This window comes from Spirillospora sp. CA-128828 (genome assembly GCF_050945415.1).
Taxonomy (GTDB): Bacteria; Actinomycetota; Actinomycetes; order Streptosporangiales; family Streptosporangiaceae; genus Spirillospora.
In genome coordinates this window covers 3,043,381-3,068,337 of the sequence record NZ_CP191986.1, presented here as the reverse complement: position 1 = coordinate 3,068,337, position 24,957 = coordinate 3,043,381, and the positions used below count along the sequence as shown (strand labels likewise).

Sequence of the window (24,957 nt, the reverse complement as noted above, 5' to 3'; positions counted from 1 at the left end):
GCTCAGGTGAAGCGGATGACCGTCGCGGGAAGCATTCTGGACGCGCTGGCGTCGGCCGGGACCGAGCGCGTGTTCGGCCTTCCGGGCGTCCACAACCTCGCGTTCTGGCAGGAGCAGGCCCCGGGACGGCCGGACATCGTCGGGGTCAGGCACGAGCAGACCACCGTGTACGCCGCCGACGGCGCCGCGCGCGCGACCGGGTCGCCGGGCGCGGCCCTGACGACGACCGGCCCGGGCGCGGCCAACGCGGTCGCCGCGTTCGGTGAGGCGGCCGCCTCGCACAGCCCCGTCGTGCTCGTCGCCAGCGAGATCGCCACGACGCTGCGGCGCCCGGGCGTCGTCCGCGGCGTCCTGCACGAGAGCGCGGACCAGGCGGGGCTGTTCGAGCCGCTCGCCAAGGCCGTCTACCGGCCGCGCACCGCCGCCGAGGTCGCCGAAGCGGTCTCCGAGGCGCTCACCACCGCGCTCACCTGGCCGCAGGGCCCGGTCTACCTGGACGTTCCCACCGACGTGCTCGCAAGCCCGGGCGTCCCCGTCCCGCCCGCCGGCCCGGCGCGCACCGCGACCGACCCCGCCGCGCTCGCCGCCGCCGTGGCCGAGATCGACCGCGCCGGACGGGTCGTGCTGTGGGCGGGCGGCGGCGTCGTGCAGGCCGGCGCCGAAGCCGAACTGGACGCACTGGCCCGCCGCCTCAAAGCCCCCGTGGTCTCCACGTTCGCCGCGCGCGGCGTGCTCCCGGACGGCCACCCGTACCTGGTGGCCGCACCGCCGCACGAGCCCGAGGTCGCGGCGCTGATCGCCGACGCCGACCTGATGGTGGCCGTGGGCACCGACTTCGACGGGATGAACACCCGCAACTGGACGATGCCGCGCCCGCCCCGGCTGGTGTCGGTCAACTGCGACCCGGTGGACCTGGCCAAGAACTACCCGCCGGACGTCGCCGTCCGGGCGGACGCGCTGGCGGCGCTGCGCGAGCTGTCCGGCGCGGTCGCCGCGCGGCCGGAGGGCTGGGCCGACCCGGCCGCGCTGCGCGCGAAGGTCCGGGCCAGGCTGCGCGCCGAGGACGGCGACGGGCCGCTCGACCTGGTCGAGGCGGTCGAGGACGCCTGGCCCGCCGAGGGTGCGATCGTGGCGGACATGGCGGTCGCCGGGTACTGGATCGGCGGGTACGCCTCGATGGGGCGGCCGCGCCGCCTGCAGTACCCGGTCGGCTGGGGCACCCTCGGCTACGCCCTCCCCGCCGCCATCGGACCGGCGGCGGTGTCCCGCACGCCGACCCTGGCCGTCTGCGGGGACGGCGGCCTGATGTTCGCGGTCGGCGAGCTGGCGACGCTCGCGCAGGAACGCCTGCCGGTGACCGTCCTGGTCGTGGACGACGCCTGCTACGGGATGCTCCGCTACGACCAGGAACGCTTCGGGCATCCAGAGCAGGGGGTCCACCTGGCGACCCCCGACTTCGTCGCGCTGGCCGGGAGCTTCGGCATCGACGCCCGCGACGTGGGCGACGCCGGCGAACTGCCCGCGGCGCTGCGGGAGTCCGCGGCCCGCGGCCGCCCCGCGCTGCTGCGCCTTCCCGCCGCGCTGATCCCGCCCCGCACCACGTCCCCGCGCTGGCGCGACTGACCCGCGGCCACCTCGCCCGGGCCGTCCCGTCCCGACCACCCCTCCATGCCGATCCACGAAAGTGAGCCGCCAATGACTGCGGTCTCCGCCAGCAGAGATCCGGGCACGGCCCTGAGCCGCATCCAGGTACCCGGCTCGTCGCCGAGCGCGCCGCCGACCCCTGGCACATCCGCCGGGAGGACGGAGACCGGCCGTGAGTGAGCACCAGCGCGAGCATCCGGCCGAGCATGCGCGTGTGCGCGATCAGCCGACCGGGGACGGCCCGCTGGCGGGACTGCTGGTGGCCGATTTCAGCAGGGTCCTCGCGGGCCCGCTCACCACCATGACGATGGCCGACCTCGGCGCTACCGTGATCAAGGTGGAACGGCCGGGCGAGGGCGACGACACGCGCAGCTGGGGGCCGCCGTGGACCGCGCGTTCCAGCTCCTACTTCGAATGCCTCAACCGCGGCAAGCACAGCATCGCGCTCGACCTGGCCGACCCCGCCGACCGCGAGGTCGCCACGGAGCTGGTCCGCCGCGCCGACGTGCTGGTCGAGAACTTCCGGCCCGGCGTGCTCGCCCGGCACGGGCTGGACTACGACGGCGCCCGCAAGCTCAACCCCCGCCTGGTGTACGCGTCCATCTCCGGCTTCGGCAGTGCGGCGGGAGCGGACCTGCCCGGGTACGACTTCGTCGCGCAGGCCGCGGGCGGCCTGATGAGCATCACCGGCGCGGCCGACGGCGACCCCATGAAGGTCGGCGTCGCCCTGGTCGACGTGCTGACCGGCAAGGACGCCCTGATCGGGATCCTGGCCGCGCTGCGCGGCCGCCGGCTGACCGGCGAGGGCGGGCACGTCGAGGTGAGCCTGCTGACCAGCCTGCTCGGCGGCCTGGCCAACCAGGTGTCGGCGTTCCTGACGACCGGCGAGGCGCCCGTCCGGATGGGCAACCGGCACCCGAGCATCGCGCCGTACGAGACGCTCCGCTGCGCGGACGGGCTGCTCGCGGTGGCCGTGGGCACCGACGCGCAGTTCCGCCGGTTCGCCGAGGTGCTCGGCCTGCCCGGCCTCGCCGGCGATCCGCGGTTCGCCGCCAACGCCGACCGCGTCGCGCACCGCGCGGAGCTGGCCGAACGGCTGGAGGACGCGCTGGCGGCCCGCGGCGTCCGCGAATGGGAACCGGAGCTGGCCGCCGCGGGGATCGCCTGCGCGCGGGTCAACGACATCCCCGCCGCCGTCGAACTCGCCGTCGAGCTTGGCCTCGCCCCCCTGCTCGACGTCGGCGACGGGCACCCGCCGCAGGTGCGCTCGCCCATCACGTTCTCCGGGGCGGCCCCCGGGCCGCCCCTCCCGCCCCCCGACCTGAACCAGCACGGCGACCCGATCCGCGCGTGGCTGCGGTCGCCGGGCCCCTTCCCCGACCGCCCGACCCCGTCCGAGGAGAAACGATGACCCAGGAGGGCCCGCCAGTGACCACCCCGTTCAACCCGTCCGACCCGCTGGACATCGACGCGTTGCTGAGCGACGAGGAACTCGCCGTCCGCGACACGGTGCGCGGCTTCTGCGCGGACCGCATCACCCCGCACATCGCGGACTGGTTCGAGCGCGGCGAACTGCCCGCCGCCCGCGAGCTGGCCCGGGAGATGGGCAAGCTGGGCCTGCTCGGCATGCATCTGGAAGGCTACGGCTGCGCCGGGACGAGCGCGGTCGCCTACGGCCTGGCCTGCCTCGAACTGGAGGCGTGCGACTCGGGCATCCGCTCGCTGGTGTCGGTGCAGGGCTCGCTGGCGATGTTCGCGATCTGGCGGTTCGGGTCGGAGGAGCACAAGCGCCGGTGGCTGCCCCGGATGGCCGCCGGCGAGGCGATCGGCTGCTTCGGCCTCACCGAGCCCGACGCCGGATCCGACCCGGGCTCGATGCGCACCACCGCCCGCCGCGACGGCGGCGACTGGGTGCTGAACGGCCGCAAGATGTGGATCACCAACGGGTCGATCGCCGACGTGGCCGTCGTGTGGGCGCGGACGGAGCAGGGCGTCCAGGGATTCGTCGTCCCGACCGACACCCCCGGATTCGCCGCGCCGCTGATGCACCGCAAGCTCTCGCTGCGCGCCTCGGTCACCAGCGAACTGATCCTCGACGACGTCCGCCTGCCCGCCTCCGCCGCCCTTCCCGGAGGCACCGGCCTGCGCGCGCCCTTGAGCTGCCTGAACGAGGCCAGGTACGGGATCGTCTGGGGTGCCACGGGAGCGGCCCGCTCAGCGCTGGCGGCCGCGCTGGACTACGCCAAGTCCCGGGAGCAGTTCGGCCGGCCGATCGCGGCGTTCCAGCTGACCCAGGCCAAGCTCGCCGACATGACACTGGAGGTGCACAAGGCGCTGCTGGTGGCACTGCACCTCGGCCGCCTCAAGGACGAGCACCGGCTCCGGCCCGACCAGGTCAGCTTCGGCAAGCTCAACAACGTCCGGGAGGCGCTGGACGTCTGCCGCACCGCCCGCACCATCCTCGGCGCGAACGGCATCTCCCTCGAATACCCCGTGATCCGCCACATGGCCAACCTCGAGTCCGTCCTCACCTACGAGGGGACCTCCGAAATGCACACCCTCGTGCTGGGCCAGGCCCTGACGGGAACCCCCGCCTTCCGCGGCTGACCAAGATCCCCGAGGCCCTGCCTCGCCTGCCGAGGCAGGGCCTCTTCAACGCAACGGCGGATCCGCTTCGGGGCGACGGTCCGGCACGCGCCGCGGCTCAACGGTGGTCAAGCCCGCCCGGCCGAAGATCTCAAGCCCGGTGTCCGACAGCACGGCCCGGACGGCGCAGGCGGGGTTTCCCGGCCGGCGGACCGCGCGCAGCTCGGCGGTGACGGTTCCGTCAGGCAGGGACGTTGCATCGCCCGTGTAGACCTGGTCGCCGGATGTGCGGGTGACGGCGACCGTGAGCCGCCCGTCCTCCCCTGGCCGGGTCAGGACGAGCAGGGCGACGGACACCGAACCGTGCTCGAGGTTCTCGGCGGCGACGACGGCGGCGACATCGGGACGCTCGAACAGCCGCCGCCGGGCCGTCCCGTCCTGAAGATCCTTGCGCATCGCCACTCCAAGGACCCGCCCGCCGCACGCCACGTCGAAGAGGACGTGTTCCTCCGGCACCACCCAGGGGAGCCGGCGGTGCACGGCCGCGAGGAAGTCGGAGGTGCGCAGCGCCCCGGAGGGAGCCGCCACGAACGCGGTGGAGGCCGCGCCGGGGGCAGGCAGACCGTCGACCGCGGGAAGGCGGGCCGCGGGCTCGGGGAGCCCGAAGCGATGGGCGAGCAGCGCCGCGGCGAACTCGGCCCGGCTCTTGATCAGGTCGTTGGCGGCGTAGGTCTGTTCGAGTCTGTCGAGGACGGCCAGGTCGCCGGGCTCTCCGAGCTGGCCGATCGTGGTGGCCGCGGCCACCGTGAGATGTTCCCCGGGGTCCCGCAGCCCGCGCACGGTTTCCGCGGCACGGGGTGCTTCCAGGTGGGCCAGGGTTCTCAGTGCGGCCGCCCGCACCGCGTCGGTGACGTCGGGCGCCGCAACGGTCTCCTGGAGCAGTCCCGCCCGGTCGGGGATGTCGACGTCATGGTTGGCCAGCAGGCTCAAGGCCGACGCCGCCGTCAGGTCGGCGGCGTCGCCGCGCACCGCGTCGCGCAGCAGCTCGGGTCGGAGACGGCGGGCGGGGACATCGACGTACACCATGATCAGGGGCTCCTCACGGCAGGCGGGTGAAGCAGTGCTGAGCGATCTGGGCGCCCTGTCCGAAGGTGAGCCGCGGATCCGCGACCGGTCCCCCAGAGTCCACGGAGGGGTACATGAGGTTGTTCGGATCGTTGTCGTGGGCGAGCCCGAGGTAGTGCCCTATTTCGTGGGCCAGGCCGACATTCGTCGCAGGGCCCGCCATCTCCACCACTGCGCCGGTCATACTCGGCCACGCCAGATTCTTGTCGCACGGCCCTGTAACGGGAGAAAGTCCTGCCGTAGGTCCCGCATATCCCTTGACCAGGAAGACGTCGATCCCGTCGTTGGGAATCGACCACTGGGAGGTCAGCCACTCGGCTTCGGAATCTTGATCGACATATGCGTAGCCCTGCGCCTGAGCGAGCGGGATCGAGTAGGTGAAGAACCCGAAGAGGTCGAAACCGACCTGCCAGTAGATGCGGCGGGCGGACCAGGTGGCGTCGTTCATCACCGTGAGGTCGTCGTTGGTGAAGTTCTCCCAGCCCACGTAGATCAGGTTGATGCTTACATGCGGCATTAGCGCCCCCGATCACAGGCTCACAGATAGTGCACTGCCGACCTACGCAATAGCGCCTCCCATCCGGCGTCACTATTTGGCAGGTCGCCCCTGTAAGGGCAATCTGTCACGACACGCAGTCAGGTGACAGTACGTGGCCGGACTTGGCCGTTGGGTAGTCCTGCCCTTGCCTTGAGGGATTGGCCCGGCGACCATCGGCCAAAGTGTGTGGGCCTCCGCTTCCAGGACGTGGCTGGGGTTCCGTCTCGATATCCCGGGGGCGATCTCGTGCACTTCCACTTCATCAAGTGGGTCTTCGACCGGCACCTCGGTCTCGCGACCCCGCAGGCGCATCAATGAGCCTCGCCGGACTCGCGGCGGAACTCCGCGCGGGCCTCGCATCGGCCGCGTTCACCGGGCTCGACCCGGAGGCTCGCCGCCGTGAACTGGCCCGGGTGCTCGGTGTCGCCGAGCTGACCCCCAAGGCCCTGATGGTGCGGCTCGCCGCCGCGGCGGCTCCCGGCGGCCTGTGGCCGGCCCTGGTGAACGTGCTCGTTCCCGGGGTGACGCAGGGGCCGCGGCTGGACATCCCGGGCGTGGCCTCCTGGGCGGGCGATCAGGTCATCGTCGCACCCGGTCCCGTGCCGGCCGAGTTTGTGATCGACTTCTCAGTCGGCCCGGTGCGGCCGGTCGCCGGCTTCCAGGCCATGACGGTCACCCTGCGGTTGACCATCCCGCCCGATCCGGCCGCGTCCGTGCTGGTCTTCGGGGTGCACGGCCTGTCGGTCGGCCTGCCGGGCGATGACCTCGTCCGGATGCTGGTCCCCGGCGGTCTTGCTTTCCAGTGCGAGGTGACGGGGCGGATCGACGCGACCGGGGTCGCCTTCGACGGCGGCGGGCGGGACGGAGTGACACCGCGGCTGACCAGCGCGCCGCCGGGCCTGTCCGCGCCCTCGCTGCACCTGTCGCCGCGCGCCGGCGGGCTGCGGGTGACGGTCGCGTTCGGGGCCGCGCTCTTCGGCGTCGCCGACGCCGCGGTTCACGACGTGGGGGCGGACGTCACCTCCGAGGGGCTGGCCCCTGTGCCGCCGTCGGGTGCGGGGCTCCGCCTGGCGCTCGGCCCGGCCAAGGGCGCCGGCTTCCTGGAGAACCGTGACGGACGGTATGCGGGCGCGCTGGCGCTCTCGCTGGGTGCGATCGACGTCCACGCCTACGGCATCGTCCGCACCGACCCCTTCTCGCTGCTCGTCGTGATCAGCGCGCAGTTCTCGCCCCCGCTCGAACTCGGTCTGGCGCTCACCCTCAACGCCGTCGGCGGGATCCTCGGGATCGGGTACGCGATCGACCGCGACGGGCTCGCGCGTGCCGTGCAGGCCGGCCAGCTGGACCACATCCTGTTCCCCGCCGATCCCGCCGCGGCGGCGCCGCAGATCCTCGCGACCCTGGAGGACGTCTTCCGGCGGCGGCCGGGCGGGATGGTGGCCGGGCCGACGTTCCGGCTCGGCTGGGGACGCCCGCACTCGTTCGTCACCGCCGATGTCGGGGTGGTACTGGAGCTGCCCAGCGGGGCCGTCGCGATCCTCGGCCGGCTGCGGATCGCCCTCCCCCATCCGGAGGCGCCGATCATCGATCTGCGAGCGGGCATCGCCGGGTACATCGACGCCGCCGACGGCCTGGTGGAGTTCACCGGCGACCTGGCCGGATCGCGCCTCCTGCTCTCGCCCATCGACGGCGGGCTGGTGCTGCGCATGAAGGCGGGCGAGTCGTTCGTGCTGTCCGCGGGCGGGTTCCACCCGCGCTTCCCGGTGCCGGAACGCTTCCCCGTGCCGAAACGGCTGTCCATAGCGATCGCCGACAGCCCCTTCCTGAAGATCATCTTCACCGGCTATTTCGCGATCACCCCCGGCACGGTCCAGGCGGGCGCCTCGCTCACCGCCGACATCGGGACCGGCGGCACCGGCGTCCGCGGGCGGCTCGGATTCGACGCGCTGGTCAGATGGGAGCCGAGCTTCGGCGTCATGCTCGACCTGTACGGCGCGTTCGACCTGCGGGTGGCGGGGGCGAGCCTGTGCGCGGTCGACATCCGTGTCAGGGTGGAGGGGCCGACGCCCTGCTGGCACGCGGCCGGGCGGGCCAGCGTCTCGTTCCTCTTCTTCGACGTCAGCTTCGGCTTCGACGAGCACTGGGGCTGCACCCACGAGGTCACCGCGCCGCCCCCGCCCGATGTGGCGCGCCTGCTGGAGCAGGCCGCCGCCGATCGGCGCAACTGGGCCCCGCTGCTGCCGCCCGAGGGCGGATCCCTGGTGACGCTGGCGGCCGACGACCGGCTGCTGCATCCGGTCGGACGGGTCAGGTTCGCCCAGCGGGTGGTTCCGCTGGGCGTGCCGATCACCAGATTCGGCCCGGGCAGGCTGCCCGAGGCCCGTGCGTTCGACGTCACGGTCGCGTTCATCGGCGGCTCCGGTACGGCCGTGCCGGTGCGGGACGACTTCGCCCGCGCCGACTTCTTCGACCTGCCGGACGAGGCCAAGCTGACAGAACCGGCCTTCGAGAAGCTCCGCTCCGGCGCCGAGCTCGCCCCGCCCGCCTCGGCCCCTGGGGCGCCCGCACAGAAGGCCAAGGTCTGCTACGAGACCAAGTGGGCCGATGACCCCGAACCGCGGCCTCGCTGGCTCGTCACCGACCAGGCCATGGCGGTGGCGCTCGCACACAGCGCGGTCGCGCGCAGCGCCGTGCACGCGGAACGGACCAGATACGCGGCGCCGCCCGCACCCAGCCGCCTCAAGGCCCAGTCGTACGCCATCGTCAAGGCCGGGACGCTCACCGAGGAGGGCGCGCTTCCTCGTACCGCCACACTCACCGAGGCCAAGGCCGCGATCGCCTTCCGAAGCGAGCTCTCCACGGTCCCCGCCTACGAGGTGCGCACGTGACCGAGTACACGTTCCTGTCCTGGGCCCGTTCCGGCGCGGCCGCCTCCCTCGCCGACCCCGACGACCTGCGGCGGACCGCCCCCGTCCGAGGACGGCTCGGCGCGTCGATCTCGGTGACCGGCGGCGCCCCGCTGCCTGTGCCGATGGACCTGTACGGGCCCGCCGACGTGCGCGCCCTGGACCAGCGGCAGATCGTCCGCGTCTATCCGCTGCCCGGAACCCCCGACGCGGAGACCACCAGGTTCCCCTTGGTGGAGTTCGACCGCGAGGACCTGCCGTGGATGTTCACCCCGCTGGCGCCCGGCGCAGCGGGCGCCCTGCGGCCCTGGCTCGCGCTCGTCTGCGTGCCTCAGGACTTCCGTCCGGTCCGGGAGACGGGACGGAGCCTCCCTGTGCTGCGCGTCCCCGCGAACGAGCTTCCCGATCCGGCCACCCTCCACCTGTGGGCGCACGCTCAGGTCCTGGCGGGCGACCCGCGCGGAACGGTGTCCCGGCTCCTGTGCCCGCGCCGCCTGTCGCCGCACACCTCGTACGTGGCCTGCGTCGTGCCCGCCTTCGAGGCCGGGCGGCGAGCCGGGCTCGGTGAGCCGGGCGGCGGCGACCTCGCGCCCGCCTGGCCCCAGCCGGGCCAGGCCGTCCTGCCGGTCTACTTCTCCTGGACGTTCGCCACCGGCGAGGGCGGCGACTTCGAGACCCTGGCCACACGGCTGCGGCCCTGGCCGCTGCCCGACTCGGTGGGCACCCGGACGCTCGATGTGCGCCGTCCCGGCCTGTTCGACGGGCCGGGCGAGATCACCCAGCGGGTCGAGAGCGCCCTGCGCCGGCCCGGCGCGGGTCCGCGTGAGCCGTGGCCGGCGACACCAGGGAGCGCCGCATGGCGGACCCGTCTGGCCGGGGTCCTGGCCGGGCCCGGAGACGCCGGCGACCCGGACGCGGAAGGCGACGAGGATCCACTGGTCACGCCGCCCCTGTACGGCGGGTTCCACCGGCCGCCCGCCCGGGTCGACCCCGCGGCCACCGGCTGGCTGGACACGCTCAACCTCGACCCGCGCTGGCGGGTCGCCGCGGGTCTCGGCACGCGTTCGGTACAGCGCGAGCAGGAGGGCCTGATGGCCTCGGCCTGGACGCAGCTCGCCGACATCCGGGCGGCCAACCGGTTCGTCGACCTGGCCCGGCTCGCCCGGCTGGTGAGCACACGGCTGCACGGCAGGCACGTCCGGACACTGTCGGCCGACGAGGTGCTCCACCTGGCCGCCCCCCTCCAGGCGAGGGCACCGGTCGGCGCCGGGACGCTGCGCGGGCTGGTCGAGTCGAGCGCGCTGCCGACGGCGCTCGCCACCGTCGGGTTCCGGCGGGCCACCCGTCCGCACGGGAGCCTGAGCAGGCGGGTCGCCGCGGCGGGCGCGCTGCGGCGGGTGCCGTTCGCCTCGGCGCTGACCGCGGTGGCCGGGTCGGCCGCCGGGCTCAAGGTCGCCCGCCGCGACCCGGACGGCACGGTGGCGCTCCGGCCGGCTCCCGAGCAGGTGGTCTCCGGCGCCCGCCTGGAGGCCGTACGGCAGGTCGTCGGCTCGTACACCTGGAGCGACCTGGCGGCGCAGGCCACCCTGCGGGCCGCCGCCCGCGAGGTGCCCACCGAGCGGCTGGCCGCGGCGACCGACCTGCAGCAGAGCACCCTCGACTCGGCCTTCCGGCTCGCCGAGGTACCGGAGATCGGCGTGCCCGCCGCCTACTACCGGGACGCGCGCCTCCTGCCGGACGGCGGGCTTCGCCTCCCCAACGGCCGCGTCGCCGCGTCGGCGCTGGCCGCCTTCGGCGCCGGCCCCGGACCCGCCGCCCAGGGAGGCGCGTTCACCGGGGCCTGGACCGGCCCATGGGACTCCACTCCGGCGTTCGACGCCGGGTCCTGGCGGGGCGACAGCACAGGGGAGTTCACCCGCGACGGCGCCCGAACCGGTGCCTGGCGGGGCCGTTTCGAGGGGACCTGGGACAGCGTGTCCGGCGCCGGTTACGACGGCACGTGGAAGGCCGTGTTCGCCGGGGACTGGGAGTGCGACGGCGACCGGGGCGAGTGGCGAGGGCTGTGCACCGGTACCTGGGAGGGCGCGGGGATCACTTCCGACGGCGTCTTCACCGGTTCGTGGCGCTCCCGCGAAGGCCGCCACGGTGCCTGGCACGGCCGCTGCCCGGGCACCTGGGACTGGGACGCGAGTGGCACGTCCGGCACCTGGCGGACCGAGTGCGCCGGTGGCTGGGAGTTGTCCGAGGGAGCGCCCCAAGGCGAGGGCGGCTGGACACCGGAGGGGATTCCGGGCGTCCTTGAGGGCTGGCGGCCCGAGCGGGGCATCGCGCTGGACCGGGTGTTCGACCCGGGGTTCCTCGACCGGCAGTCAGGGCGGCTCCCCGCCCCGGCCGTACTCGACGTCACTCCGCCTGACGCCAAGCAGATGGCCGTGGAGATCCACGATCTGCTCGTCCTGCCTCCCGACGCCCCCGCGGTTCCGGCACGGGAGACGTTCCCCGCGGCGCGGGCGGTGGACGCGGTGGTGGAGCTGACCGATCCGGCGCGCGCCATCCCCACCGTGGTCGGCTCCCGGGTCGAGGGCGGTGAGGAGGCCGTCCAGTGGGCGCCGACGTTCCCCGCACCGATGTGGCCGCCACTCGCCGAACAGTCCACGGAATGGCTGCTGGCCGGGCTCGAACACGTCCCGCCCGACACGGCCACCCTGGCGGTGACCAACCCGGCGTTCGTCGCGGCGTACCTCGTGGGCCTCAATCACGAGTTCGCCCGCGAACTGCGCTGGCGGGAATACCCGACCGACCAGCGCGGCACCTACTTCTCCGCGTTCTGGGGTGAGGCGCCCGACATCGGCCCGATCCACGGCTGGGACCGCGCGCCCGCTCTGGGCGAGCAGGTGGCGGGTCCCCCGGCCCGGATCGTGCTGGTGCTGCGCAGCGCGTTGCTGCGGCGGTACCCCGGCGCCCTGATCTACGCCGCGCCGATCCTGGACCGTGAGCCGGACGACTCCCGCGCGGTGCACTACCTCTTCCGCGGATCGCTCGACCCCGACACGGCCTTCCTCGGGTTCGACCTGACCAGGGAGCAACTGCTGGCGACGCCGTGGTGCTTCGTGATCGCCGAGCAGCCCTCCGAACCCCGGTTCGGCATCGACGACCCGCCCGAGCAGGACCCTCTGTGGGGCCGGCCGTACCAGGCGCCGCCGGAGACCGTCCCGCCGAACCTGGCCGACGACTGGAACAACCTGGACTGGAGTCACCTGTTCGACGGCAAGGAGGCCTTCGACGCCGCCACGCACGCCCCCGGGACGGTGCGGCCGAACGTCGGACACGGCGGTCTGGTCTGGGGAGCGGGAGGCTCGTCCGGGGCGGCCCGCCAGTGCTTTCAGCAGCCCGTACGAGTCGTCCTGCCCGCCGCGAAACTCCTGGAGGAGCCGGCATGAGCGGCGCCGACCCGAACCTGGCCCGCCTGGACACCGGGGTTCCGCTGATGCTCGCCCCGGTTCGCCTGGAGACCCGGCTGCGCGGCGCCGAGCTGCTGGTCCGGATCTTCCCCGACGACCTTCATGCGCAGTCGCACGACCCAGGGCTGACGGACGGCGAGGCGCAGCAAGGGCGGCGCTACTGGACGGCCGTGTGGCGCGCCGGGCGGCACGACGACGCGGCGGCGCGGATGGCGTGGGACCAGCTCGCCGGAACCCTCGGCCCGGCCCGCGCCCGGCATGTCGCACGCACCCTCGCCCCGCCGGTGGACGACCGGCCGGAGCAGCCCGATCCGGCGGCGACCCCGGCATTTCCGGACCACGCCGCCAGACCCGCCGGATGGGGGAACGCCGCGACCGCGTCGACCCTGCCGGACGTCTTCGTCGCCCGCGCCTATCAGGGCACGCTCCTGGCCGGGGAGGCTACCGGCGGCCCCGTGCCCGGCACGGTGCGGATCGGGCCCGACCCGAACCCCGCCGCGGGGACGGCCCCCGACGAGGGGCTGCGGTGGATGGTGGACTTCGGCGAGGCCGAGGCCAGTGGCCTCGCCGTCCGGGTGCCGCTCGACCGTCCCGGGTTCGATCCGGCGCGGCGGCCCCTGCTGTCCCGGGTGATCGTGGTCGGCGTGGCGGACTCGCTCGACGCCACCGCCGCCGCCGGCCGCGTCGCCGGCCTGCTGTCCGGCCACGCGGCCGCGGGAACCGCCGCGTTCGTGCCGCAGGGCACACCGACGAACAACACGGCGGACGGCCCGCAGCCCGACCCGCCGCCCGCCGCGGACGAGCTGCTGCATCCGTCCGTACCGGAGGATCCGCTGGTCAACGCGGTCGTCACGGCGCAGGCGCTCGGCATCGCGACCGCGCCGCTGGCCGCGCTGCCGGGGGCGGCCGAACCCGAGCAGGCGGACGCCCGCGCGCTGCAGCTCGCGCTGTGGAGCGCGACCGGCGACTACTTCGTCGACCAGTTGCTGGAGAGCGAGTCCCAGACGGAGGAGCTCGGCATCGACCGTGAGTGGCTGCGCGCCCACTACGCCGACCACGTCCGGGCGCGCGGGCCGCTGCCCGTCCTGCGGCTCGGGCGGCAGCCGTACGGGATCCTGCCGGTCACGTCCACGCGGCAATGGCAGCCGGACGCGGACGCCGAAGCGCCCGCACTGGCCGCACTCCACGAGGTGATCACCACCGTGTGGCCGTTCTGGCGAACGGGCGTCCAGCAGGTCCCCAGAATCGGCGGGCCCGACGACGACGATGACACCCTCGACCTCCCGAAGCCGGAACGCGACGTGCTGCGTGCGCTGGGCGTCGCCCCGGTGTCGCGGGCGGCCGAGGTACGCACGGTCAGGGGTGCGCTGAACGCCTGCTTCATCAACACGTTGCTGAACATCACGGACGGCTGCCGCGGCGGAGTCGAGACCGTCATCTCGCGCGCCCTGAACCGGGGGCTCGGTCTCCGCTACGACCCCGTCATCACCCATCACCAGAACGAGGCCAAGGCCACCCGTCTCTGGATCCCCTACGCCCGCCTGACCGGGGACGACGCCGTCGACAAGCTGGCCGGGTTCCTGGAGGACGTGGTCGAGCGGTTCCACGTGCCCGGCCTCGCCGTCGGCCCCGATCAGGCCGGAACGTTGCTGGAGGCGATGCTGCGGCACGCCGCGAACATCGAGTACGCGCGGGCAGCGGCGGCGGTGGCCCACCATGGCGGGCTGCTCGCACGGCCCAGGCTCACGATGCCGGAGGTGCTGCTCGCGCCCGCCCTGGCGCCGGGCATCGCCGAACGGGCGCGCGTGTCGCTGAAGGCCGTCACGCCGGCCTCCACCCTCGCTATGCGAGTCGCCACCGGAACAGTGGAGCAGACCCTGCAGGCCGACCGCGCCACGCTCGCGGGATCGGTCGCCACGGCGGCCGCCAAGTTCAACGGTGTGCTGAAGCTCAACGTGGTGGAGCGCCCGTGGAGCGCCCGGCTCGCCGAGATCGACGCCGCCCTGCGGTACCTCGGCGAGCGGGCACGTACCTGGCGCGACCGGGGCGGGGACGCGTTCACGCAGGTCGAGCGGCTCTTCGGTGAATGCCTCGACCTGTGTTCGCACCGCCTCGACGCCTGGGTGACGGCGCAGGCCACGGCCCGCCTCGCGGCGATGCGCGAGAGCCGCCCGACCGGGCTCCAGCTCGGCGCGTACGGCTGGGTCGAGGACCTGTCTCCGCGCGATGAGGCCCGGCGCAGCGACGGACACGTGCTCGCCCCGTCCATCGCTCAGGCCACCACGGCCGCGATCCTGCGCAGCGGCGCGCGGGCACACCCGTCCGATCCCGGCGCGTTCGCGGTCGACCTGTCCTCACACCGGATGCGCGCGGCGATGGCCGTCCTGGACGGTGTCCGGCAGGGGCAGCCGCTCGGCGCTCTCCTCGGCTACCGGCTCGAACGGCGGCTGCACGACCTCAGGGAAGAGCACGACGTCGAGCTCGACAGGTTCATCGCCCCACTGCGGAAGATGGCGCCGCTGGCCGGTGTGCTGCATCCCGGTCCGGGCGCCCAGGAGGTCGTCGCGGCCCACGATGTCGTGGACGGCGCCCGGCTCGCCGACAAGCCCGTGTCCGATGTCCTGGCCGGGCTGGCCCCGGCGGCGGCCGAACGTCCGCATGTCGAGGCGGCGCTGCGCGCTCTCCACGACGACGTGGACGCCCTCGCCGACCTGCTCCTGGCCGAGAGCGTGCACCAGCTCGTGAACGGCAACCCCGACCGGGCGGGCGCCACGCTCGACACGCTCGCCGCGGGCGGCAAGGCGCCGCCCCGCCCTGAACTGCTCGATCAACCCCGGTCCGGCCTGCCCGTCACCCACCGCGTCCTGATCGCCGTCCCAGCGGATCTGCCGCCCGCACCCGGGTGGTCGAACCCGGCCCAGCGTGCCCGGCCGCGCGCCCAGGCCGAGCCGTATCTGGACGCCTGGGCCGGGCATCAACTCGGCCGGATCGGGCGGTTCCGGGCAACCTGGTCGTTCGACGCCCGCGAGCTGACGACCGAGCACGACTGGCCGCTCGGCGAGCATTGCGCGCTGGACGTGGCGGCGCTGGCCGCCGCGGGAGCGCTGCGCGCCGCCCTGGCGGCGCGGATCCCGGTCCCGCCCGGTGTGCCGCCGGGGACGGCGCCGGTGTTCGACTGGCCGGTGTCCGAGATCGAGGAACTCGGCCGGGCGGTCGCGGCGGTACTGGCGGCGGGCCGTCCCGGCACGGCCGCCGACCTCGCCTCCGCCTCCGCACCGCCCGCCGCCACGCCCCCACCCGGTCCGCAGCCGGCGACGAGCCTCAAGGCACGGGCCGATGCCGCATTGGACGGCCTGCGGGCCGCCCTGAACGAGCCCGGGAAGCTGGAGGGCTACGGCGTCGCCGCGCCGCCACTGCCGGGCGCAGATCCCGAGGAGCAGACCGCCGGGGCCGTACAGGCCGGTCAGGCGCGAGTGCAGGCGGCCGAGGCGGCGCGAACACCCCAGGGCGTCCTCGAAGCCGTCTTCGGATCCGGGTTCCGGGCCGTCGAGCCGTTCACCCCGCCCGACGGCGCCGCGCTCACCGCGTCGTTCGGTCCCGGCCTGGACCGCGGAGACGCGCGAGCCGACGACTGGCTGGAGCGGATGGCCCCGGTACACGATGCGACGGCCGCCCTCGCCGACCTGGTCCTCTACACGGCGGCAGCCGGCACCGGACACCCGCTGCGGATCGGCCAGACGCCGTTCCACGCGGGCGATCACTGGGTCGGGACGCATCCCGCGCCGGGCACCGGGCTCGCCGTCCACGGACCCGACGGGCTCGACTTCTCCAGACCGGTCGCGGTGCTCGTCGTGGACGCCTGGACCGAGGTGATCCCGGCGCCCCGGCACACGGCCGGGGTCTCGTTCCACTACGACGCTCCGGGCGCGCGACCACCGCAGGCCGTGCTCCTGGCGGTGCCGCCCGTGCCGGGCGCGGCGTGGACGGTCGACGCGCTCACCTCCGTCGTCGGCGAGACGCTCGATCTGGCCAGGCTCAGACTCGTGGATCTGCGCTCCATCGGCTGGCTCGGGCGCTATCTCCCGGCGCTGTACCTGCCGCAGACCGCCCTCGGCACCGCACCCTCGATCGACCTCAAGCAGCTGATGCGGCACATGGTCGTCACCGGTGTCCTCGCCGAGATGCTCAAGAGGGAGGGCTGAGCATGCCAGACGGGCTGCATTTCGCGCAGTTCCACCGGCTGGAGCCGATGACCAGGCCCCCGGGAACGGGCGGGCAACTGGACGAGGCCGTCGAGGCCAGGGTCGCCGACCCGCTGTTCCTGCTCGCGCGGCAGTGGCAGCTCGCCGAGTTCCAAGGTGAGGACGGCGGCTCTCCCGTCGCGGCGCAGCTGAAGGTGACCAGTGCGCCCTTCACCCGGTTCCGGCCGGAGAACGCGCAGGCCGCCCTCCCGCTGCCGGACGGCGTGCCCCTGGAATTCCTCGTCGAGGGGGACGACCGCGAGTTCACGATGCGCGATGCGGCCCGCGCCGGGCTCCGATTCCTGGGCGCCATCGACCGCGAGCTCCGAGCCGCCGTACTGGAGAAGTGCCCGCTCCGGAAACCGGACCCCGTGGACACGGCGGGCCAGAGCATGTACCGGGTGCTGTCCCGCCGGGCGCCCGACGGCGGCGAGCTGGAGGAACGACTGGCCGACGGGTGGCGTCCCGCCGGCATGGCCGCAGCGCAGCGGCAGCGCTTCGATGCCGCGGCCCGCGCCTGGCGGACCTGGTTCGCGGCCGAGCACGCCCCGGCCACCCCGCCTTCCAGCTGGGTCGCCGAACGGCTGGAGCATCGCTTCGGCGTCGGCGCGTCCCTGGACGGGACCGAGCGGGTGCTCGCCGCCCCGGAGTACGGCGGCGGCAAGGTCGAGCCGTACCAGCTCGACCTCGGCGGCGGAACCCTCGGAACGCCCGCGACGACGGCCGGGACGACGACCCTGGAGACGCTCCCCACACGCGCCACCTACCCCGGCATGCCGTCGGACCGGTGGTGGGAGTTCGAGGACGGGCACGTCAACCTGCCCGCCGTCGGCGCGGGGCCGCCCGACCTGGCCAGGCTGCTCGTCGTGGAGTTCGCCAACGTGTACGGCGACGACCACTGGGTGATCCCGGTCGACCTGCCCGTCGGAAGCCTCCACCAGGTCACCGGCCTGACGGTCACCGACACGTTCGGCGACACCCTGGCGGTCCCGCCCGTCGAGGACCCGGCCTGGTCGATGTTCCGCCACACCGACTCCGTCACCGGCCGCCCCGGGCCTCCCCTGCTCGCCCTGCTGTCCGCGGGGTTCTCACAGCTGGAGGGAGCCGCGGTGGAGGAGGTCCTGATGGCAAGGGACGAGATGGCCAACCTGGCCTGGGCGGTCGAGCGGACCGTGCGCGGGGCGGACGGGCGGCCCCGCCGGCGCTCCGGCGAACGCCACGACGACGAGCCGCCCCCGGCGTCGGCGGACCGGCTGGCCTACCGGCTGGTGACCGGCGTTCCACCGCACTGGATCCCGCTCGTTCCGGTGCCGCTGACGGCCGGGTCGCCGGCGATCCGCTTCCGGCGCGGCCAGATCCCGCACTACCGGGCCGACGGCACCCGCAAGCCCCAGGTGAAGGCTGTCGGACGGCTGCTGGAGCCGTCCCGCAAGCGGTTCTACATACGTGAGGAGGAGCTGCCGCGTTCCGGGCTCACCGTGACGCGCGTACCGGTGGCGACGCGTGGCCGGGACGGCAGGCTCTACCGGTGGACGGCACGGCGCGTGAGCACCGGTCTTGGTGAGGCGGCCAGCGGCCTGGCCTTCGACGAGGCTCTCCCGGGGGCCGTCCCGTGAAGCACTCGATGTCGGTATGGGCACTGGCCCTCACCCCGGACGGCACCGAGATCGTCAGCACGGACACCGGCGGCGGCCTGCGCCGCTGGCATCGCGAGCGGGAAGAACCGCTGGGCGAGCCGGCCGCCGCGCACCGCCGCACGATCTGGGCTGTGGCGATCAGCCCCGACGGCGGCGAGATCGTCACCGGAGGCAGCGACGGCACCGTCCGGCGCTGGGACCGGCGGACCGGACGCCCCCTCGCGGATCCCATCGACGCGGGTCAGGACTGGGTGCGCAGTCTCGCCGTGACCGACTCGCAGATCCTGTCCGGAGGACAGGACGGCACGATCCACCGCTGGAACCGGAACACCGGAGAGCGGGCCGGTTCGCTGGCCCTGAACGGCCCGGTGTGGGCGCTCGGCGCGGCCCGGGACGGTGCCGAGGTCATCGCCGGCGGCGCCGCGCTGGCCCGCTGGGACGGGCGGCGGACACCGTCGTTCCACCGTCCGGCATCGATCTGGTCCCTCGCGGTCACCGCGGACGGCACCGAGATCGTCACGGGCGGGGCCGATGGCGTGGTCCGCCGCTGGAACCGGATCACCGGGGAGCCCGCGGGGGAGATCAGCCCCGGTCACCCCGGCGGGATCCGGGCGCTGGCCGTCACCGCCGACGGTGCCGAGATCGTCACCGGCGGGCTGGACGGCACCGTGCGCCGGTGGGGCAGCCTGACGGGACGGCCGGCCGGTGACCCGCTCACCTGCGGCGGCGCGGTCTGGACGCTGGCCCTGACGCCCGGCGACGACGAGATCGTGGCCGGCGGACGGGATGGGGTGATCCGCCGCTGGAGCCGCGGCGCGGGCGTGCTCGTCCCGGAGCCGGGCGACGTCCCGGTCCCGGCGGACTACGACGCCGACCAGCGGACCGACGAGGCCCTCTGGCGGCCGCGGGACCGGACCCTGCACGTCCGGCCCTCTTCAGGTGGACCGGTCTGGCACCACGGCGTCCCCGCGGCGCCGGTGCCCGCCGGCGATCGCCGCTGGGTCACCACGCTCGCGAGCGCACTCATCAATGCCGGCGTCGAGGCATGGAACGCGGGCGACCACCCGCGGGCGTTCGCCGACTTCGATGACGCTCTCCTCGCCGTGCGGCCCTTGGCCGGCACGGACCTCGCCGCCCATGGCCCCACACTCATCGCCTGGATACACGACCCGATCGGCTGGATGCTCGGCGCCGACGGCCGCCACGAACGGCGAGCCACCCTCGCGGAGGAAGCAGTGAGCACCGCACGTGAACTCGAACAGAAAAGAGTCCTCGCCCTGGCCCTGCTGGACTGGGGGATCGCCCTCTACTCCATCCCCGCCAGGCAAGGCGAGGCCGTCGATCACTTCAACGAGTCCCTCGATGTGTTCCGGCCGCTGGTCAACGAGGATCTGGCGACGTACGGCCCCACCTTCGTCGCGTGGGTCCACGACCCGATCGGCTGGATGCTCGGTGGTATGGGCCGCAACGAACGCAGGGCGGAACTGGCCGAGGAGGCCGTCGCCATCGCGCGCAGACTCGACGAACTCCCGTGAACACGACCGCCCGCGAGGATGGCGCCCGGCCTGAGGAGCGAACATGACGATATTGGACAAGATCGTAATCGAGCTGGACGCCCTCACCGGTAAGGCGGATCAGACCTACGACGGTTTCTGTGCGCGTGTCGCCGCGGAGACCGCACAGGCGTTCCCCGGCGGCTGGGTCGGGTTCGCCATCCCCGGTGGGGTGATCGGCGAACTCCGGGATCTGCTGCGCCGCGCCGAGTCGCGGCTGAGCCCGTCCGAGCGGGGCGAGATCCGCAGCTCGGTGGTCGGGATCCAAGGGCTCAGGAAGTTCGACCAGGCCGCGGCCGGCCCGCAACCGCCGGTTCCCGGGCACGGCTGGGGATTCTGCCTCGACATCTCGGGCGGCAAGGCGCCGTACCTCATCCACGAGCGCGGTGAACACAACCTCGACCTGGCGATCGGGCCGGTCTATCACGCGATCGCCCGGACCATGCTGCATCGCGACTCGGTCATCCCCTCGCTCGGCCAGTCGGCCGGCCCCAACGTCGCCGACGTCTACGACCGGCTGCGTGAAGAGAGCGAGGCGTTCAAGACCTACTTCCGTTTCATGATGATGAGCCTGAGCGACATCGATGCCTTCGCTCGGGCGAACCCGCACCTCGGGCTTCCCGCGGCGATCCTGCTCAAGCCCGCGGTGGTCGCCCACTGGACCCATCTCGCCAACCGCCCGGGGTTCGTCCTGAACGACCTGACCGGGCTGCGCGACCAGATCTACCCGCTCCCCACCCTCCCCCGGGTCGGCGCGCCCGGTATGGAGGACCGGCCCTTCACCGGCGGTGACCCCGGAGAGGGATTCCTCGATCACCTCCCCCGCTCGCTCGTCATGGCACTGACGGCCGAAGGCATGGACTGGGGAGCCTGCCATCTCGGCGCGGAGTCGGGCGACCTGATGCACTTCCAGTTCACGCGGGGAGCCTTCGACCAGCAACTCAAACTCGCCACCCAACGCGCGCGTCCATGAGTTCGTCAGGCGGGCCAGGTGGGGCGGCGCTTCTCCAAGAAGGCGGTCATGCCCTCCTGGGCTTCCGGGGTCTGACTTGAGGCGGCCATCACCTCGATCGCGTAGGTGTAGGCGTCCTGTTCGGGGCGGTCGAACTGGGCGTACATGGCCTGCTTGCCCAGCGCCTTGCTGCGGGGGCTGCCCTGGGTCGCGCGCTGGAGCAGGTCCTGGGTCGCCTTGTCGAGCTCGTCGTCGGGGACCGCGTAGTTGATCAAGCCCCACTCGGCGGCCGTGTTCGCGTCGAAGATCTCGCCGGTGAGCGCCATCTCGGCGGCGCGCTTGCGGCCGACGTTGTGGGAGATGGCGACCAGGGGCGTGTGGCAGAACCAGCCGCCCTTGCCGCCGGGGGCGGCGAAGCCGACGCTCTCGGCGGCCACGGCCAGGTCGCAGCTCGCCACCAGCTGGCAGCCCGCGGCGGTGGCCAGGCCGTGCACGCGGGCGACCACCACCTGCGGGATGGACTGCATGGTCCGCATCAGGTCCGTGCAGACCCGCAGGAGGTCGCGGACGTCGGCGTGGGACGCCCCCGCCATGTCGGCGAAGTCGTGCCCGGCGGAGAAGACCGGGCCGTTCGCGGCGAGGATCACGCCGCGGGCGTCGGTGGACCCGGCCTCGCGGAACGCGTCGGTGAGCTCAAGGAGGAACGTGCGGCTCAGGGCGTTGCGGCGGCGCGGCCGGTTCATGGTGATCGTGGTGAACGGTCCGTCACGATGAAGCAGGACGTCATTGTCTTCGCTCATGGTCCAGACGTTACGTCAGACCCTCGTCGTACGGTGGAGTCGCGTCCACGTGCCGAGGGGGTATGGCCTTGAAACTGCTCACCGCCACCAACTCCAGCCAGGGATTCCGCGACAACGACTTCGACTGGTGCGTCGAAGGCGAGCTCGTCCACATCGGGATGGTGTGCGCCAGCGACCAGGACGACCCGGACGGCGGCTGCGGCTGCGGCCGCTCCTTCGCCGGGCTGAACTCGCACCGCGCCACGACCACCGCGATGGTCCGGGAGATACCGGGCTTCACCGACGAGGACTACGTGCTGGCCATCCGCTCCAGCCTTGAGCAGCAGGGCTGTGACGCGTCGTTCGCCGAGCACGAGGCGGCGCTGCTGCGCTGCCTCGTGCGCGACTGGCCGGTCGGGGTGATCGTCGAGCGCCGGCTGGATGAGATCGTGGTACGGCAGGTCGTCCAGCCCTAGATTTCGGAGGTGCGCGATGCTCGTCGCGTTCTCGGTGACCCCGCTCGGCGCGGGCGAGGAGGTCGGCGAACTCGTCGCCGAGGCGGTCCGGGTGGTGCGGGCCAGCGGCCTGCCCAACCGGACCGACGCCATGTTCACCACGATCGAGGGCGAATGGGACGAGGTGATGGCCGTGGTGAAGGCCGCCACCGACGCCGTGGCGGCGCGGGCGCCCAGGGTGAGTCTGGTCGTCAAGGCCGACATCCGGCCCGGCGTGACGGGGGCGCTCGACGCCAAGGTCGAGTCCGTGGAGCGGCACCTCCGCCGGTCGTGAGCCCCGCCGTCAGGTGAAGCAGGCCCGCACGCCGTTCTCGCCGCCGCGGGAGAAGCTGCGGAGCCGCTGGACGGACGAGCCGTGGTCGCCGGGCTTCGTCCACGGCGCCTTGTCCCCGATGACCTGGAAGGCGTCCACCAGCTCCTGCTCGTCGCCGTCCTCGAACTTCAGCGTGCCGTCGTCGGACGAGCCGTAGAGGACGGCCCCGGCCAGGCAGTCGGCCTGGAGTTCGGCGGCGGGCGACACCAGGCCGCGGCGGAGCCGGTTCTGCACGGCATGGCCCCACTCGTGCGCGATCACCAGATAGACCCAGGCGTCGCCGCGGGCGTAGCCGGACCGCATGAGGTGGGCGTCCCAGGCGACGAAGTCGCCGGCCGGGCAGTAGGCGGCGTTGTCGCGTTCGAGGGGCTCGCCGTCGCAGGTCGGCGTCGAGCCCGGGTCGCGGCCGTCGTAGAGGCCGACGACGCGCGGTGAGCTGTACGAGCCGGTGAACAACCGCTCCCAGTGCCGCCGCCAGTAGTCGTCGGTGGTCGTCTCCGCGGTGCGGACGTCCTCCTGGAACTCGTTCTCGTCGAACTTCCCCGGGGGCGACTCCTGCGAGGCGGGTGCGGGGGTCGCGACCCGCGTGCCGTGCGCGCCGGGCGCCGCCGGGGCGGCCTCGAAATCGCAGGCGCCCGCCAGGGCGGCGGCCAGTGCGGCCGCGCCGGCGAGCGCAGCGAGCCGCCACCGCGAACAGGTCCGTGCGGTCTCCCTCATGCCGGGACATACGCATGCGAACCCGCGGAAGGCCGAACACCCGCCCGATTCGCCCCGCCAGGCGGTCGGCTAGGTCTCCTGGGGGGTCGCGACGAGACGGGCGGCGACGCGGTCGAGGACGGCCAGGTCCTCGGGCGGGAGGTCGTACAGCTCCGGCGGCGGGGTGTCGAGGATGCGCTCGGCCTCCGCGGCCGCGGCGCGTCCGGCCGCCGTCACGGTCACGATCTTGGAGCGGCGGTCGGCGGGGTTCGGGGTCCGCTCGGCCAGGCCGCGCCCGACCAGGTCGTCCACCACGATCGTGGCGTACGGGCGGTCGGTGACCAGCGCCTCGGCGAGGTCGCGCAGCGTCAGCGGCCCGGTCGCCGCGGCGATGCGGCGCAGCGCCTTGACCCGGAAGAAGCTCATGCCGAGCGCCTCGGACGCCTCGCGGCGCCGGTCGCCCCGCTCGTGCAGCAGGATCCGCAGGTTGTGCCACGCCCGGGCGGCGGCGTCGGCGGGCTCGGTCATCGGGCACTCGCTCCCGTCTCCTGGCGTGCGTCCGGTGCCGCGTCACCCGCCTCGAACAGGGCGGAGGTGCGTGCGGCGCTGCGGGCGGCGCGCCGGCCCGTGGTGACCGTGCCGAGCACCAGGACGGTGGCGGCGCACCCGGCGAGGATCCAGTATGCCGGGCGCGCGGCCGACACGAAGGTCGACGCGGCGTACGAGCCGGACGTCCCCGCGGCGAGCACGGCGCCGATCACCGCGACGCCGAGCGCCTGCCCGACCTGCCGGCTGGTGGAGGCGACGGCGGCCGCGACGCCCGCCTGGGCGCGCGGCATCCCGGACACGGCGGTGTTCGTGATCGGCGAGTTGACCATGCCGAACCCGACGCCGAACAGCACGTACGCCGCGACCAGCGTGAGGTCGCGGGTCTCGGCGTCGAACGCGGCGAACAGCAGGGCGCTGGCGAGCATCGCCCCGCCGGCGATCTGGAGCGGGAGCCGCGGGCCGCGGCCGCCGACGAGCCGTCCCGACAGCGGGGCGGCCGCGGCGGTCATCGCGGCCATCGGCAGCAGGTACAGCCCCGCCTGCAGCGCGGACATCCCGCGCACGTTCTGCAGGTAGAGGGTGTTGAGGAACAGGAACCCGCCGAGCGCCGCGAGCCCGCTGACGGCGATGATGGTCGCGCCGGAGAACGGGACGCTGCGGAAGAAGCGCAGGTCGATCAGTGGTTCGGGGGTGCGCAGGGCGTGCAGGACGAACCCGGCCAGCGACGCCACGGCCAGGATCGCGGCGCCGAGGACGGCCGGGTCGCGCAGGCCGCGCCCGGGCGCCTCGATGATCGCGTAGGTCAGCGAACCGAGCAGCACGATCATGAACGCCTGCCCGGCCGGGTCGAGCCGGCGCGGCCGCGGGGCCCGCGACTCGGGGACGAACAGCGCGGTCAGCGCGAGCGCGGCCAGCCCGATCGGCACGTTCAGCCAGAAGATCGAGCGCCAGCCCACGGAGTCGACCAGCAGTCCGCCGACGAGCGGTCCCATCGCCATGCTGAGGCCGACGACGGCGCTCCAGACACCGATGGCGCGGGCCCGCTCGCGCGGCTCGGTGAACACGTTGGTGATGATCGACATGGCGACCGGGTTGAGCATGGAGCCGCCGACCGCCTGCACGACGCGGGCGCCGACGAGCCAGCCGAGGGACGGCGCGAGGCTGCACAGCACCGATCCGGCGACGAACAGCGCGAGGCCGGTCTGGAACACGCGGCGGCGGCCGATCCGGTCGGCGGTCGAGCCGGACAGGATCAGCAGCGACGCGAGGACGATCAGGTACGCGTCGATCGTCCACTGGAGCCCGGAGAGCGAGCTGCGGAAGTCGTGCTGCAGCGACGGCAGGGCGACGTTGAGGATCGTGTTGTCGAGGCTGACGATGAGCAGGCTCAACGAGCAGATGGCCAGCACCAGAAGCCGGCGTCGGGGACTGAGTTCGGGCACACCGCCTCCAATCGTTGTAG

The 24,957-nt window shown here is 73.8% G+C and carries 17 protein-coding genes; 11 read left to right on the top strand and 6 right to left on the bottom strand.

What is annotated here, in order from left to right; all coding sequences use genetic code 11:
* Positions 1–15 precede the first annotated feature (15 nt).
* The 3 genes from ACQPXG_RS15235 to ACQPXG_RS15225 all read left to right on the top strand — a co-directional run bounded on the left by ACQPXG_RS15235 (position 16) and on the right by ACQPXG_RS15225 (position 4,251).
* Complete coding sequence (locus ACQPXG_RS15235) at positions 16–1,623, top strand: thiamine pyrophosphate-binding protein (RefSeq protein WP_433468328.1); 1,608 nt, start codon at positions 16–18, stop codon at positions 1,621–1,623.
* A gap of 193 nt (positions 1,624–1,816) precedes the next feature.
* Complete coding sequence (locus ACQPXG_RS15230) at positions 1,817–3,055, top strand: CaiB/BaiF CoA transferase family protein (protein WP_433468327.1); 1,239 nt, start codon at positions 1,817–1,819, stop codon at positions 3,053–3,055.
* Positions 3,052–4,251, top strand: a complete 1,200-nt coding sequence (locus ACQPXG_RS15225) for an acyl-CoA dehydrogenase family protein (RefSeq protein ID WP_433468326.1) — start codon at positions 3,052–3,054, stop codon at positions 4,249–4,251. Before ACQPXG_RS15230 ends, ACQPXG_RS15225 begins: the two co-directional genes overlap by 4 nt.
* Before the next feature lie 45 nt (positions 4,252–4,296).
* Here ACQPXG_RS15225 and ACQPXG_RS15220 read toward each other — a convergent pair whose 3' ends face one another.
* Together ACQPXG_RS15220 and ACQPXG_RS15215 are read right to left on the bottom strand one after the other, a co-directional pair.
* Positions 4,297–5,316 carry a HEAT repeat domain-containing protein gene (locus ACQPXG_RS15220; protein ID WP_433468325.1) on the bottom strand — a complete coding sequence of 340 codons (1,020 nt, stop codon included), beginning with the start codon at positions 5,314–5,316 and terminating at the stop codon, positions 4,297–4,299.
* A gap of 13 nt (positions 5,317–5,329) precedes the next feature.
* Complete coding sequence (locus ACQPXG_RS15215; protein WP_433468324.1) at positions 5,330–5,842, bottom strand: matrixin family metalloprotease; 513 nt, start codon at positions 5,840–5,842, stop codon at positions 5,330–5,332.
* Between the two features lie 365 nt (positions 5,843–6,207).
* Here ACQPXG_RS15215 and ACQPXG_RS15210 point away from each other — a divergent pair, with 365 nt between their 5' ends.
* Genes ACQPXG_RS15210 through ACQPXG_RS15185 form a run of 6 tightly spaced genes read left to right on the top strand, consistent with a single transcriptional unit; the run spans position 6,208 to position 20,664 of the window.
* Complete coding sequence (locus ACQPXG_RS15210) at positions 6,208–8,781, top strand: DUF6603 domain-containing protein (RefSeq protein WP_433468323.1); 2,574 nt, start codon at positions 6,208–6,210, stop codon at positions 8,779–8,781.
* Positions 8,778–12,239: a hypothetical protein gene (locus ACQPXG_RS15205; protein ID WP_433468322.1), complete on the top strand. Its 3,462-nt coding sequence runs from the start codon at positions 8,778–8,780 to the stop codon at positions 12,237–12,239. Before ACQPXG_RS15210 ends, ACQPXG_RS15205 begins: the two co-directional genes overlap by 4 nt.
* Positions 12,236–16,462, top strand: a complete 4,227-nt coding sequence (locus tag ACQPXG_RS15200; RefSeq protein ID WP_433468321.1) for a hypothetical protein — start codon at positions 12,236–12,238, stop codon at positions 16,460–16,462. Before ACQPXG_RS15205 ends, ACQPXG_RS15200 begins: the two co-directional genes overlap by 4 nt.
* A 2-nt stretch (positions 16,463–16,464) precedes the next feature.
* Entirely contained in the window at positions 16,465–18,117 is a 1,653-nt protein-coding gene (locus ACQPXG_RS15195) for a hypothetical protein (protein ID WP_433468320.1), read from the top strand.
* Between the two features lie 8 nt (positions 18,118–18,125).
* On the top strand, positions 18,126–19,673 hold the full coding sequence (locus ACQPXG_RS15190) for a WD40 repeat domain-containing protein (RefSeq protein ID WP_433468319.1): 1,548 nt from the start codon (positions 18,126–18,128) through the stop codon (positions 19,671–19,673).
* A gap of 43 nt (positions 19,674–19,716) precedes the next feature.
* Complete coding sequence (locus ACQPXG_RS15185) at positions 19,717–20,664, top strand: hypothetical protein (RefSeq protein ID WP_433468318.1); 948 nt, start codon at positions 19,717–19,719, stop codon at positions 20,662–20,664.
* 5 nt (positions 20,665–20,669) lie between these two features.
* On the opposite strand, the gene ACQPXG_RS15180 is transcribed toward ACQPXG_RS15185, so the two are convergent.
* A complete protein-coding gene (locus tag ACQPXG_RS15180; protein ID WP_433468317.1) occupies positions 20,670–21,443 on the bottom strand; it encodes an enoyl-CoA hydratase-related protein in 774 nt (257 codons plus the stop codon).
* A gap of 62 nt (positions 21,444–21,505) precedes the next feature.
* Between ACQPXG_RS15180 and ACQPXG_RS15175 the strand changes: the two genes are divergently transcribed.
* A complete protein-coding gene (locus ACQPXG_RS15175; protein WP_433468316.1) occupies positions 21,506–21,898 on the top strand; it encodes a DUF7715 family protein in 393 nt (130 codons plus the stop codon).
* A 16-nt stretch (positions 21,899–21,914) separates the two neighbouring features.
* Positions 21,915–22,211, top strand: coding sequence for an MTH1187 family thiamine-binding protein (locus ACQPXG_RS15170; RefSeq protein WP_433468315.1), 297 nt, complete (start codon positions 21,915–21,917; stop codon positions 22,209–22,211).
* 9 nt (positions 22,212–22,220) lie between these two features.
* On the opposite strand, the gene ACQPXG_RS15165 is transcribed toward ACQPXG_RS15170, so the two are convergent.
* The 3 genes from ACQPXG_RS15165 to ACQPXG_RS15155 all read right to left on the bottom strand — a co-directional run bounded on the left by ACQPXG_RS15165 (position 22,221) and on the right by ACQPXG_RS15155 (position 24,937).
* A complete protein-coding gene (locus tag ACQPXG_RS15165) occupies positions 22,221–22,967 on the bottom strand; it encodes a neutral zinc metallopeptidase (RefSeq protein WP_433468314.1) in 747 nt (248 codons plus the stop codon).
* A 69-nt stretch (positions 22,968–23,036) separates the two neighbouring features.
* Positions 23,037–23,474, bottom strand: coding sequence for a MarR family winged helix-turn-helix transcriptional regulator (locus ACQPXG_RS15160; RefSeq protein ID WP_433468313.1), 438 nt, complete (start codon positions 23,472–23,474; stop codon positions 23,037–23,039).
* The gene (locus ACQPXG_RS15155; RefSeq protein ID WP_433468312.1) at positions 23,471–24,937 is read right to left on the bottom strand and encodes a DHA2 family efflux MFS transporter permease subunit; all 1,467 of its coding nucleotides are present in this window, start codon (positions 24,935–24,937) and stop codon (positions 23,471–23,473) included. The genes ACQPXG_RS15160 and ACQPXG_RS15155 overlap by 4 nt, the downstream gene beginning before the upstream one ends.
* Positions 24,938–24,957: the final 20 nt, after the last annotated feature.